Here is a 13,128-nt window from a genome sequence, read left to right on the forward strand (position 1 = left end):
AGGGCGATGATGCGCAGCGAGAGTGAACGCAGGGAGCTCGGCGGTTTCCTCAAGGCCTGCCGCGCCCGTGTCGACCCGGCCACGCTGGGCCTGCCGGCCGGGCGCAGGCGTACCCCCGGCCTGAAGCGCGAGGAAGTGGCGCTGGCGGTGGGGGTCAGTGTCAGCTGGTACACCTGGATCGAGCAGGGACGTGAAGTGCGTGCGTCGCCGGAAGTGCTCGAGCGCCTGGCCCGGGTGTTGCGGATGAGCGATGACGAGCGCGCATATGCGTTCGCGCTGTCCGGCTATGGCGTTCCGCTGGAATCGCCAGATGAAAGCGTGACTGATGGCCTGCGCCAGCTGGTGGACGCGATGCAGCCGATCCCGGCCTACGTACGCAACACCCGTTTCGACATCCTGGCCTGGAATCCGGCCATTGCCGAACTGTTCGTCGACTACAGCCAGCTGGCGCCGCATGAGCGCAACACGCTGCGGCTGATGTTCCTGTATCCGCCTTATCGCACGTTGATCCTCAACTGGGAGGAGATGGCCCGGGGCCTGCTGGCCGGCTTCCGCGCGGCGATGGCGCAGGCGCAGGACAAGGCGCCTTTCCTGACGCTGGCCGAGGACATCGCTGCCCACAGCGATACGTTCCGGCAGTGGTGGCCGGAGCATGATGTGCGCCGCTTCGACGAGGGGGCGAAGAAGCTGAACCACCCCACGCGCGGGTTACTGGACCTGCAGTACGTGGCGCTGGTGCCGGAGAGCCGGCACGACCTGTCGTTGGTCACCTACCTGCCGCGAAAGTAGGTGGGTCGGCAGGGCTGCGCCCTGCACCCGCAGAGGCTTCAAGCCACGGCAACGGCAACGGCGTGCATTCCGTGGGATGGCGGGGCGGCGTCGAAGTGCGGGGACGCCGTGAACCCGTCCATGGGGGCTTGGCAGCCGCATCCATGCGGCTGACACCCCGCACTCCGACGCCGCCCCGCCTCTGACAATTTCCCGCGGCTGTGGGTGGGTGTCGACCTTGGTCGACACATCTGTCAGATATCGAAATTCATTTGGAGCCAGATCCGTTCCGACAGATCGCGGGAAACTGTCGAAGGCGGGGGGGGGGGGGGGGGGGGGGGGGGGGGGGGGGGGGGTGGGGGGGGGCGGCGCCCCCCCCCCCCGACAACCCCATTCAGGCAGGTAAGGGCAGGGCACAGGATAAGCAGACGCCTTGTTGCGCGGCAGCTTCGGGTCCACATTCCTGACAGGAGACGGGCAATCGGCCCGTTGCCGAGACAACAGGAGCCCTGCATGTCCGCTGCCCCCGCCATTGCGATTTCCCTCGATCCGGCCACCGGCCAGGAAATCGCCCGCCATCCCTTTGTTACCGACGCGGAGCTGGAGGTGATCCTCGATCGAGGCCAGGCCGGCTTTGCCGCGTGGAGTGCGCAGTCGCTGGAGCAGCGCGCCGATGTCCTGCGTGCGATGGCCGCAGTCCTGCGCCGCGACCGCGAATCGCTTGCGGCGCTGGCCACCGCCGAGATGGGCAAGGTCCATGCCGAATCGTTGGCCGAAATCGAGAAGTGCGCGGTGCTCTGCGAGTGGTATGCGGATAACGGCGCACAGTACCTGCGCGACGAGCCGACGCTGGTTCCCGATGACAAGGCCTACGTGTCCTACCTGCCACTGGGCGTGGTGCTGGGCATCATGCCGTGGAATTTCCCGTACTGGCAGGTGATGCGCGCAGCGGTGCCGATCCTGATGGGAGGCAATGGTTTCCTGCTCAAGCCGGCCGAGAACATCGTCGGTACCGCCCATCTGCTCGACGCCGCCTGGCGCGACGCGGGCCTGCCGGATGGCACCTTCATCGCCGCCAACATCAGCCGTGAGGGCACCAGCCGTGCCATCGCCGATGACCGCATCGCAGCCGTCACCCTGACCGGCAGCGTCGGCGCAGGCCGCAGCATTGCCGCGCAGGCCGGGCAGGCATTGAAGAAGGTCGTGCTGGAACTGGGGGGCTCGGACCCCTTCATCGTGCTGGACGATGCCGACCTCGACGCGGCGGTGGATGCGGCACTCGCCTCGCGCTTCCAGAACACCGGACAGGTCTGCATCGCCGGCAAGCGCATCATCGTCGAGGACGGCGTGTACGACCGTTTCGTGGCGCAGTTCTGCGCGAAGGTGCAGGCGCTGACCGTCGGTGATGGCCGTGAACCCGGCAACCGCATCGGTCCCATGGCCCGGCAGGACCTGCTCGAGCAGCTCGATGCGCAGGTGCGTGCATCGGTAGAGGCCGGTGCGCAGCTGCTGGTCGGCGGTCATCAGCTGGATCGTCCGGGCAGCTTCTATGCCCCCACGGTGTTGGCCGGTGTCGAGCCGGGCATGCAGGCGTTCGATACCGAGACCTTCGGCCCGGTGGCTTCGATCAGCCGCGCACGCGATGCCGATCATGCGGTGGAGCTGGCCAACCAGAGCGAATTCGGCCTCAGCGGCAACCTGTGGAGCGGCGATCGCGAGCGCGCGATGCGGTTGGCACGCAGGCTGCAGACCGGGGGCGTGTTCGTCAACGGCTTCTCCGCGTCCGACCCGCGCGTGCCGATCGGTGGCGTGAAGAAGAGTGGCTTCGGCCGCGAGCTGTCGCATTTCGGCATCCGCGAGTTCGTGAACGCGCAGACCGTGTGGTTCGACCGTCGTTGACGCACGGCTTGCATCCTTCCTGTAACGATCCACCACCAGTCCAGTGAAGAGGGACGGCATTCCCATGTCCAAGGGTTCAGATCTGCTTGTCGCGGCGCTCGAGAACGAGGGCGTCGAACGTATTTTCGGTATTCCCGGCGAAGAGAACCTCGATGTCGTCGAGTCGCTGCGCCATTCCAGCATCGAGCTGGTCATCACCCGCCATGAGCAGGCGGCGGTGTTCATGGCGGCCACCTACGGACGCCTGACCGGCAAGCCGGGCGTGTGCCTGGCCACGCTCGGCCCGGGTGCCCTCAACTTCACCACCGGTGCGGCCTACGCGCTGCTGGGCGCATGGCCGGTGATCATGATCACCGGGCAGAAGGGCATCGTCGCCAGCAAGCAGGCGCGCTTCCAGATCGTCGACATCGTCAGCACGATGAAGCCGCTGACCAAGCAGGCGCGGCAGATCGTATCGGCGCGTACCATCCCGACCATCGTCCGCGAGGCATTCCGTGTCGCGCAGGAAGAACGTCCGGGCCCGGTTCTGCTGGAACTGCCGGAGGACATCGCGGCCACTGAAGTCGAGGATGTGGCATTGATCCCGACGCATGCGGTGGATCGACCGATCGCCAGTCCCGAGGCGCTCGATCGCGCCGCGCAGATCATCCGCAATGCCAAGCGTCCGCTGCTGATGATCGCCTCCGCGGCGTCACGGCCGCAGTCCAGCGACGCGCTGTCAGCCTTCGTACTGCGTGCCGGCATTCCCTTCTTCACCACGCAGATGGGCAAGGGTGCGGTGGCGGGCGGATCAGGCCTGTACATGGGGACCGCCGCGCTGACCGAACGCGACTATGTGCACATGGCCATCGACCAGGCCGACGTGATCGTCACCATCGGCCATGAAGTGACCGAGAAGCCGCCTTTCGTGATGCGGCCCGGCGGACCGACCGTCATCCACATCGGCTATTCGCAGGCGGCGGTCGAGCAGGTCTACTTCCCGCAGGTGGAGGTGATCGGCGATATCGGCCGTTCGCTGACCCAGCTGGCCGACCGCATCGAAGGCCAGGTGGCCCATGCCGATGCGCTGCTGCCGCTGCGGGCCACCATCCTCGACCATCTCGCCGACCGTGCCGAAGAGGCCCGGTTCACCCCGCAGCGGCTGGTCCACGACGTGCGCCGGGTGATGCCGCCCGACGGCATCGTGGCGCTGGACAATGGCATGTACAAGATATGGTTCGCGCGCAATTACCGCACCCAGGTAGCCAATACGCTGCTTCTGGACAATGCGCTTGCCACGATGGGTGCGGGCCTGCCTTCGGCGATCATCGCCTCGATCCTGTACCCGCAGCGCCGGGTGCTGGCGGTGTGTGGCGACGGCGGCTTCATGATGAACAGCCAGGAGCTGGAAACCGCGCGGCGGCTGGGGCTGAACCTGGTGGTGCTGATCCTCAACGATGGTGCCTACGGCATGATCCGCTGGAAGCAGGCGGTGGATGGCTTCACCGACTATGGGATGACCTTCGGCAATCCTGACTTCGTCAGGTACGCCGAGGCCTATGGTTGCAAGGGCCACGAAGTGACGGCCATCGAGCAGTTCATCCCCACGCTGGAGGCGGCGTTCAACGAAGGCGGGGTGCACCTGGTGTCGGTGCCGATCGACTATTCGGAGAACGAGCGGGTGCTGGTGGATGAATTGCGGCAGGCGTTCCCCGGGAATGCCTGAGGTAGCGCCGGGCCACGCCCGGGGATTCCTGCCGACTGACCGCCGGGCATGGCCCGGCGCTACCGGGCCGTGGGCGCCGGCCAGGGCCGGGGCAGGGTGGTTTTGCTATGCTGTGCAGCCGGCCGTGCCGGGCGCAAGACTCCCCCAACTACACGATTCCCGCAGATCCATGAGCGAAGCTACCGAAACCCCTTCCGTCGACGAAAACAAGTTGATCGCCGAGCGCCGCGAGAAACTCAAAGCGCTGCGCGGGCAGGGGATCGCGTACCCGAACGACTTCCGTCGCGAGGACTTCGCCGGCCAGCTGCAGGACGAGTACAGCGACGCCGAAACCTGGACCGCCGAGGCCCTGGAAGCCAATGGCCGCCAGGTGCGCATGGCCGGACGCCTGATGGCCAAGCGCATCATGGGCAAGGCCAGCTTCGCTCAGATCCAGGACGAGTCCGGCCGCATCCAGCTGTTCCTGCAGGGCGCGGCCCTGGGCGATGACTACGCTGCCTTCAAGGGCTGGGACGTGGGTGACATCATCGCCGTCGAGGGCGGCCTGACCCGTACCCGTACCGGCGAACTGTCGGTCAAGGCCGCAACGATCCGACTGCTGACCAAGTCGCTGCGTCCGCTTCCGGACAAGTGGCATGGCCTGGCCGACGTCGAGCAGCGCTACCGCCAGCGTTACGTCGATCTGATCGTGACCCCGGAGTCGCGCGCGGTGTTCATCAAGCGCTCGAAGATCATCCGTGCCATGCGCGCGTGGCTGGACAACCGCGACTTCCTCGAAGTCGAGACGCCGATGATGCATTACATCCCCGGCGGTGCGGCGGCCAAGCCGTTCACCACCCATCACAACGCGCTGGACCTGGACCTGTACCTGCGCGTGGCGCCGGAGCTGTACCTGAAGCGCCTGACCGTCGGTGGCCTGGAGCGGGTGTACGAGATCAACCGCAATTTCCGCAATGAAGGCGTCAGCACCCGGCACAACCCGGAGTTCACCATGATGGAGCTGTACGAGGCCTACGCCACGTACAACGAGATCATGGACCTGACCGAAGGCGTGATCCGGGACGTGGCCAGGACGGTGAACGGCACTACCGAGGTGGAGTGGGACGGCGCGAAGATCGATCTCGGCCCGGCGTTCCGCCGCTGGCGGATGGACGAGGCCGTGCGGCACCACAATCCGGAGATCTCCGCTGCCGACTGCACCGACCGCGAAGCGCTGCTGCGGCACTGCGAGCGCCTGAAGATCAAGGTCAAGCCGTCCTACGGCTGGGGCAAGCTGCTGCTGGAGATCTTCGAAGCCACCGTCGAGCACACCCTGATCCAGCCCACCTTCATCACCGATCATCCGGTGGAGGTCTCGCCGCTGGCGCGTGCCAACGACAACGACCCCGGCTACACCGATCGCTTCGAGCTGTTCGTGAACGGCAAGGAGCTGGCCAACGGCTTCTCCGAGCTGAACGATCCGGAGGATCAGGCCCAGCGCTTCCAGGCCCAGGTGGCCGCCAAGGAGGGGGGCGATGACGAGGCCATGCACTACGACGCCGACTACATCCGCGCGCTGGAGTACGGCATGGCGCCGACCGGCGGCCTCGGCATCGGCGTCGACCGCCTGGTGATGCTGCTGACCGGCAGCAGCTCCATCCGCGACGTGCTGCTGTTCCCGTACATGCGTCCGGAGCACTGAGCCGGGGTTTTGTGACTCCCGTTTGTGCGCGCCGTCCCGAAACGGGACGGCGCAATTGACGTCTCTGGCACTCGGCGTATCGTAATTGCACTGCCTTGACGCCGGCTATGGCTTGATCGGTGACGGGGAAGAGCGCAATGTGGAGAGCCCGCTTCACAATGTGACCACGATCATGAACCGGGACGCATGACACGGGAGTCAGTCCGATGCAGGGTGCCAGCGTGCGCAGCGGCAGCGTTTCCACGCCTGCTGATGACCAAGCGTGGTCGAGAAACCAGGCGGAGTACACGTTGAACATCGTCATCGTCGATGACCAGACCTCCGCGCGGACGATGCTGCGGCACGTCATCGAGGACATCGCGCCGGAACTGAGCGTGCATGACTTCGGCGATCCCCTGACCGCGCTGGCCTGGTGCGAATCGCATCCGGTCGACCTGCTGCTGCTCGACTACCGCATGCCGGAAATGGATGGGCTGGAATTCGCCCGCCGCTTCCGGCGCCTGCCCAAGCATCGCGACATCCCGGTGATCCTGATCACCGTGGTGGGCGACGAGCCGATCCGGCAGGCCGCGCTGGAGGCAGGCGTGATCGACTTCCTGGTCAAGCCGATCCGCCCGCGCGAACTGCGGGCGCGCTGCTACAACCTGCTGCAGCTGCGCCAGCAGACCGAGAACGTGAAACAGCGCGCGCTGTCACTGGAACAGCGCCTGCTCGCCAGCATGCACGAGGTCGAGGAGCGGGAGCGCGAGACCTTGTCGCGATTGGCTCGTGCGATCGAGTTTCGTGACGCCGGCACCAGTGCCTACCTGGAGCGGATGGCCCGCGTCGCCGGGCTTATCGCCGAGCAGCTGGGCCTGCCGGAAGACGAGGTGCGGCTGATCGAGATGGCGGCGCCCCTGCACGACATGGGCAAGATCGCCATACCGGATGCGGTGCTGCTCAAGCAGGGCAAGCTCAATGAAGAGGAGCTGGCGATCATGCGCCGTCACCCGCGCATCGGCCATGAACTGCTCAGCGGCAGCCAGAACCGCTTCATCCAGGTCGGTGCGCTGATCGCGCTGCGCCACCATGAACGCTACGACGGCAGTGGTTACCCCGATGGACTGGTAGGCGAAGCGATTCCACTGGAAGCGCGCATCGTTGCCGTCGCCGATGTCTTCGACGCCCTGATTTCCCCGCGTCCATACAAGGAAGCCTGGACGATGGAAGCAACGCTGGCCTATCTGTATGCCCAGCGTGGCCGCCTGTTCGACCCCCGCTGCGTGGATGCGCTGCTGCGGGGCCGCCAGCAACTGCTGGACATCTGCGCGCAGCACTCGACGGCCTCCACGCGACCGGGTGGATGAGATGCAGGACCTGTTCGCACGGCTGAAGCGCCGGCTGTCGCAGCGGCCCGACTCCGAGCACGGGCAGGTGATAGTGCGGATCGCGCTGATCTCGCTGATCCTGGTTTACGTACTGCTGTCCGGGGCCCGGATGCATCGCCTGGAGCAGTACCAGGGCGTGCTCGTGACCGTGCTGACCGGGCTGTCGATATCCCTGCTGCTGTTCGCCTGGTTGCTGTGGAAGCCGGGGCGCTCCGATGCGCGCAGGGTGGTCGGCATGGTCGCCGACTATGGGTTGATGACGGTCGGCATGGTGCAGATGGGCGAGCCTCTGGCCTGGGTCTATGCGGTGGTGATGTGGGTCACGGTGGGCAATGGCCTGCGCTTCGGCAACCGCTATCTGGGCGTGGCGATCGCCATGGCCCTGGTCAGCTTCGGTACCACCGTGTTGTTGACACCGTATTGGCGTGACAACCCCAGCCTGGCCGTGCCCCTGTGGCTGGGCCTGGTGGCGGTTCCGCTGTGCTGCTCCTCCCTGTTGCGACGACGGATGCGACATCCCCCCATGGACACTCCTGCCGTTGAATCCTCCCCGGCCCGGTCGCTGCTGGCCCGGGTGAAGCAACGGCTGTCCGGACGCGAGGACAGCGAGCACGCGCAGAACCTGATCCGCATCGTGATCACCGCGCTGTTCATCAGCTATCTCGGCTGGCGCTACCTGAGCGCGGGTGGCGAGACGCTGACCACGACGTGGCTGATCCTCGCCTTCGAGCTGGCCATCTCGGCGGGCCTGCTGGTGGCGATCCTGGTCGATCCCGGGGTGTCACACGTCCGCCGCGTGATCGGCATGCTGACCGACTACACCTGCATGGCCTGGATCATGACCATCCAGGGTGAGCCGGCAGCTCCGCTGTACGCGGTGATGCTGTGGGTCACGATCGGCAACGGCATGCGCTACGGCAGCACCTACCTGCGGGTGGCAACCGCAATGGGGTGCCTGGCTTTCCTGTGTACCGTGATGCTGTCGCCCTACTGGCGCAGCCACGACTACCTCGGCTGGGGCCTGCTTCTGGGCCTGGGCGCGATTCCGCTGTACTTCGATTCGCTGCTGCATGCCTTGACCCGTGCGGTGGCCGAAGCGCGCCAGGCCAACGAAGCCAAGAGCCGTTTCCTGGCGAACATGAGCCACGAATTCCGTACGCCGCTCAACGGCCTGGCCGGCATGACCGAAGTGCTGGCCACCACGCGGCTGGATGAGGAGCAGCGCGAGTGCCTCAGCACCATCCAGGCGTCCACCCGCAGCCTGCTGGCGCTGGTGGAGGAGGTGCTGGACATCTCGGCGATCGAGGCCGGCAAGGTCCGGGTGGAATGGCATGAGTTCGCGCTGGCCGACGTGCTGCAGGCGATCAACCTGATCCTCACCCCGCAGACGCGTTCCAAGTCATTGGAGTATCGCGTCGACGTGGACGACAACGTTCCGCCACGGTTGTTCGGCGACGCCGGCCATCTGCAGCAGATTCTGCTGAATCTGATGGGCAACGCGGTGAAGTTCACCGACAGTGGCTTCGTCCATCTGCGTGTCAGCAGCCATGACGAGCGTGGCAGCGAGCGTGCCCGGCTGCGTTTCGAGATCCTCGACAGCGGCATCGGCGTACCCGTGGCCCTGCGCAGCCGCCTGTTCAACGCCTTCGAGCAGGCCGACGTCGGCCTGGCCCGCCGCCATGAAGGCACCGGACTGGGTACGGCGATCGCCAAGGGGCTGGTCGAATCGATGGGCGGGCAGGTCGGTTACCTGCCGAACACGCCGCGCGGCAGCGTGTTCTGGGTGGAAATCGCGCTGGACGTGGCGCCGACGCCGGACGTGCAGGGCGAGCTGCCGGAGGGCGGAAACGTCATTGCGTTCTCCAATCCATTCCTGCGCCATCGGGCCCGTGTACGCAGCCTGCGGGTGCTGGTTGCCGATGACCATGCCGCCAACCGCATGGTGCTGCAGCGGTTGCTCGAGAAGGCCGGCCACAAGGTCACATGCGTCAATGGTGGGGTCGAGGTGCTCGACGCTCTCGAGCAGGCCAATTACGACGCAGCCATCGTTGATCTGCACATGCCCGGCATGAGCGGCCTGGACCTGCTCAAGCAGCTGCGGGTGATGCAGGCCAGTGGCCTGCCGTATGTGCCGGTGATGGTGCTCAGCGCCGATGTCACCCCGGAATCCATCCTGCGCTGTGAGCAGGCAGGTGCACGTGCATTCCTGGCCAAGCCGGTCGTCGCGACGCGTCTGCTGGAGGTGTTGGCCGATGTGGCCGCCAACACGCGTACCGAGCCGGGCATCCAGTCGGTACCGGCCATGGAGGTCGGTGACGGCGTACTCGACACCGCCGTGCTGGACGAGCTGGCGTCACTGGGCATGGGCGATGGCTTCGAACGCAAGTTCATCGACCAGTGCCTGGTCGATGTGGACGCGAGCATGGCGCAGATGCAGGCCTGTGGCGAGCGGCTGGACTGGGAGGACTTCCGCGAACACGCCCACGCCCTGCGTGGCGTGGCGAGCAACCTGGGCCTGGTCCAGGTTGCTGCCGCCAGTGGCGAGATGATGCGCATGGCCGACTGGCAATTGAAGGCCGAGTGGACAATGCGCCTGTCCAGCCTGGCAGGTGCACTGCGCATCGGCAGGAAAGCGCTGGCGTCCCGCGTCGCAGGCATCCAGCAACGCGACGACGGGGAACGCACGCCCTCCTGACCGCGAGGTCTGTCAGCCCGCCTCGCCATTGCGGCGGGCCTGGGCGCGGACCAGCCGGTCCATGGTCCGCAGCGACTTCTCGCCCAGCTGCATGGCGGTGTCGACCCAGATCTCGGTGATGCGCATCATTTCGTGCAGCGGCACCATGGTGGCGATCTCGTTCACTTCGCGCATCGCCGCCCAGGCGTGCGGAATGCGCCGGCTGTCCCGGATCACCTGTTCGACCGCCGCAACGCCTTCGCCCACCGGCACGACGACATCCACCAGGCCCATGTCCTTCAACTGCCGGGCGGTGAAGAGGTTGCCCTCCAGCATGATCTTCTCGGCCAGCCGCGGGCTGACCCGCTGGCACAGGAAGGAGTAGGCGCCCATGCCCGGGAACAGGTCGAACAGCACCTCCGGCAGTCCCATCAGCACGCCTTCTTCGGCGACGATGGTATGGCAGCTAAGCGCGGCCTCGAAGCCGCCGCCCAGTGCATTGCCCTGGACCAGCGCGATGCTGTGGGCGCGTGCGCCCAGCCCGGCGTGGAACGCATGCACGCCGCGCACGCAGCGCTGCGCATAGTCGAGCAGGCGGGCACGGTCGCCCTCGCGGATCAGCCGGCAGAACAGTTCCAGGTCGCCGCCCAGGTTGAATACGTCACTATCGGAGGCCAGGACCACGTGAGGCGAGAGAACGTGGGCGGCACTGAGACGGTCTCCCAGTTCACGCTGATAGTCGACGATGTCGTCTACCAGGCGTGAGGCAAAGCACGGGCGGCCCGGCTGGTTGACCAGGTTGGCATGCATGTGGATCCAGTAGACATCCCGTTCGGTTTCCTCGGTGATGCGCAGGGTCGGGTGCTGCGACGGACGGGTGATGATGGGGCGTACTGCAGACATGGGTGTTCTCCGAGTGACCGTCCGGCCAACCGCAGAGCGGACGGAGAGATGGAATGTGAGGGAGTGGGCGGAACGTGCGGTGGCGAGTGATTCTATGCACCGCTCGTGAACCGCCTGCAAGCGGCCGCCGCCCGCGCTGGCCGCCAACGAAAAGGGCCCCCCCGTCGCCGGCGGGGCCCTGATCTGCGTCGAACCGTGGAAACCCTTACTGCGCGGGCGTATCGCGCAGCTCGCGACGGAGGATCTTGCCGACATTGGTCTTCGGCAGTTCCTTGCGGAACTCCACGATGCGCGGGTGCTTGTAACCGGTCAGATTTGCCCGGGCATGCTCCTTGACCATTTCGGCGGTCAGGTTCGGATCCTTCTTCACGATCACCACCTTGACCACTTCGCCGGACTTCTCGTCCGGCACGCCGACCGCGGCCACTTCCAGCACGCCGGGCATCATCGCGATGACGTCTTCGACCTCGTTCGGATACACATTGAAGCCGGACACCAGGATCATGTCCTTCTTGCGGTCGACGATGTAGAAGAAACCCCGTTCATCCATCTTCGCCATGTCGCCGGTATGCAGCCAGCCGTCGCTGTCGATTGCCTGGGCGGTCTCTTCGGGGCGCTGCCAGTAGCCCTTCATCACCTGCGGGCCCTTGATGCACAGCTCGCCCACCTCACCCAGCGGCAGGATGTTGCCGTTGTCGTCCTTGATGCACGCATCGGTGGACGGGATCGGCAGGCCGATGGAGCCGTTGTACTCCGGCAGGGTAAGCGGGTTGATGCAGGCGGCCGGCGAGGTTTCGGTCAGGCCGTAGGCCTCGACCAACGTCACCCCGGTAACCTTCTTCCAGCGCTCGGCCACAGCGCGCTGCACCGCCATGCCGCCGCCCAGGGTGAACTTCACCGACGAGAAATCGATCTCATCGAAACCGGGCGTATTGAGCAGACCGTTGAACAGCGTGTTGACGCCGGTGATGGCGGTGAAGCGCGTGCCCTTGAGCTCCTTGACGAAGCCCTTCATGTCGCGCGGATTGGTGATCAGGTGATTGCAGCCGCCGAACTTCATGAAGACCAGACCGTTCGCGGTCAACGCGAAGATGTGGTACAGCGGCAGCGCGGTGATGATCACTTCCTTGCCCGGCTCGATGCCGGAGGTCGACAGCCATGCCGAGGCCTGCTGCATGTTGGCGATCAGGTTGCGGTTGGTCAGCATCGCGCCCTTGGCCACGCCGGTGGTGCCGCCGGTGTACTGCAGGAACGCCACGTCGTCGTGGTCGATCTCGACCTCGGGCAGGGTGTGGCGGCTGCCGAGCTTGAGTGCCTGCTTGAAGCGGATGGCGCCCTTCACGTGATAGTTGGGCACCATCTTCTTGACGTACTTCAGCACGAAGTTGACGATCGCGCCCTTCGCGCCGAGCAGATCGCCCAGGCCGGTGGTGACCACCTGCCTGACCGGCGTGTCGGCGATGACCTGCTGGACGGTGTCGCCGAAGTTGTCGACCACCACCAGCACCGAGGCGCCGGCGTCGACCAGCTGGTGCTTGAGTTCGCGTGCGGTATACAGCGGGTTGACGTTGACCACGGTCAGGCCCGCACGCAGCACGCCGAAGGTGGCGACCGGGTACTGCAGGCAGTTGGGCATCATCAGGGCGACGCGGTCGCCCTTCTTGAGCTTGAGCTCACCCAGCAGGTAGGCCGCGAACTGGTCAACCAGCGCATCGGTCTCGCCATAGGTGAGGACCTTGCCGAAACTGGAGTAGGCGGGGCGGTCGCGGTACTTGGCGACGGAGGCGTCGAAGACGGAGGCTACCGAATGGAATTCGTTGACGTCGATCTCGGCGGGAACGCCTTTCGGATAGCTCTGCAGCCAGGGACGATCCAGACTCATATTCCCCCTCCAGGAATCGTGATTGTTGGGTCCGACCCTGAGCGTACTGACAGCGGCCGGTCATTGCAGCATACCCCGCCGTAGGGGAAACGCGAAGAGGGCATCGCGCGACGGCCTGTGCGATCGCGTCAAATGCCGCCGGGCGGGGGGGCCCCCCCCCCCCCCCCCCCCCCGGCGGGGGCGCCCGGGGGGGGGGGTGGGGGGGGGGGGGGGGGGGGCCCGCCCCCGCGCCCCCCCCCCCCACGGGCG

General features: G+C 66.2%; 8 protein-coding genes. 6 read left to right on the plus strand and 2 right to left on the minus strand.

Features of this window, described 5'->3' with window-relative positions; translation table 11 throughout:
- Positions 1-6 precede the first annotated feature (6 nt).
- The 6 genes from ACVOMM_RS13930 to ACVOMM_RS13955 all read left to right on the plus strand — a co-directional run bounded on the left by ACVOMM_RS13930 (position 7) and on the right by ACVOMM_RS13955 (position 10,115).
- Complete coding sequence (locus tag ACVOMM_RS13930; protein ID WP_481526384.1) at positions 7-789, plus strand: helix-turn-helix transcriptional regulator; 783 nt, start codon at positions 7-9, stop codon at positions 787-789.
- Between the two features lie 492 nt (positions 790-1,281).
- Entirely contained in the window at positions 1,282-2,667 is a 1,386-nt protein-coding gene (locus ACVOMM_RS13935) for an NAD-dependent succinate-semialdehyde dehydrogenase (protein ID WP_346475222.1), read from the plus strand.
- Positions 2,668-2,731: 64 nt separating this feature from the next.
- Positions 2,732-4,372: an acetolactate synthase large subunit gene (locus tag ACVOMM_RS13940; RefSeq protein WP_481526385.1), complete on the plus strand. Its 1,641-nt coding sequence runs from the start codon at positions 2,732-2,734 to the stop codon at positions 4,370-4,372.
- 169 nt (positions 4,373-4,541) lie between these two features.
- Positions 4,542-6,053, plus strand: a complete 1,512-nt coding sequence (gene lysS, locus ACVOMM_RS13945; protein WP_053520221.1) for a lysine--tRNA ligase — start codon at positions 4,542-4,544, stop codon at positions 6,051-6,053.
- A 206-nt stretch (positions 6,054-6,259) separates the two neighbouring features.
- On the plus strand, positions 6,260-7,399 hold the full coding sequence (gene rpfG / locus ACVOMM_RS13950) for a cyclic di-GMP phosphodiesterase response regulator RpfG (RefSeq protein ID WP_053520222.1): 1,140 nt from the start codon (positions 6,260-6,262) through the stop codon (positions 7,397-7,399).
- A gap of 1 nt (position 7,400) precedes the next feature.
- Positions 7,401-10,115 (plus strand): response regulator, encoded by a 2,715-nt coding sequence (locus tag ACVOMM_RS13955; RefSeq protein WP_322522772.1) that lies wholly within the window; start codon positions 7,401-7,403, stop codon positions 10,113-10,115.
- 12 nt (positions 10,116-10,127) lie between these two features.
- Here ACVOMM_RS13955 and rpfF read toward each other — a convergent pair whose 3' ends face one another.
- Both rpfF and ACVOMM_RS13965 read right to left on the minus strand, forming a co-directional pair.
- Positions 10,128-10,997, minus strand: a complete 870-nt coding sequence (gene rpfF / locus ACVOMM_RS13960; protein WP_053520223.1) for a diffusible signal factor synthase RpfF — start codon at positions 10,995-10,997, stop codon at positions 10,128-10,130.
- A 205-nt stretch (positions 10,998-11,202) separates the two neighbouring features.
- Complete coding sequence (locus tag ACVOMM_RS13965) at positions 11,203-12,879, minus strand: long-chain fatty acid--CoA ligase (protein WP_065175618.1); 1,677 nt, start codon at positions 12,877-12,879, stop codon at positions 11,203-11,205.
- Positions 12,880-13,128 lie beyond the last annotated feature (249 nt).

It is taken from the genome of Stenotrophomonas sp. STEN009 (assembly GCF_056760395.1).

Bases quoted from the DNA above. Each gene is read 5' to 3' on its own strand.
- ACVOMM_RS13930 (WP_481526384.1), top strand. From the start codon at position 7: ATGATGCGCAGCGAGAGTGAACGCAGGGAGCTCGGCGGTTTCCTCAAG.
- ACVOMM_RS13935 (WP_346475222.1), top strand. From the start codon at position 1,282: ATGTCCGCTGCCCCCGCCATTGCGATTTCCCTCGATCCGGCCACCGGC.
- ACVOMM_RS13940 (WP_481526385.1), top strand. From the start codon at position 2,732: ATGTCCAAGGGTTCAGATCTGCTTGTCGCGGCGCTCGAGAACGAGGGC.
- lysS (WP_053520221.1), top strand. From the start codon at position 4,542: ATGAGCGAAGCTACCGAAACCCCTTCCGTCGACGAAAACAAGTTGATC.
- rpfG (WP_053520222.1), top strand. From the start codon at position 6,260: ATGCAGGGTGCCAGCGTGCGCAGCGGCAGCGTTTCCACGCCTGCTGAT.
- ACVOMM_RS13955 (WP_322522772.1), top strand. From the start codon at position 7,401: ATGCAGGACCTGTTCGCACGGCTGAAGCGCCGGCTGTCGCAGCGGCCC.
- rpfF (WP_053520223.1), bottom strand. From the start codon at position 10,997: ATGTCTGCAGTACGCCCCATCATCACCCGTCCGTCGCAGCACCCGACC.
- ACVOMM_RS13965 (WP_065175618.1), bottom strand. From the start codon at position 12,879: ATGAGTCTGGATCGTCCCTGGCTGCAGAGCTATCCGAAAGGCGTTCCC.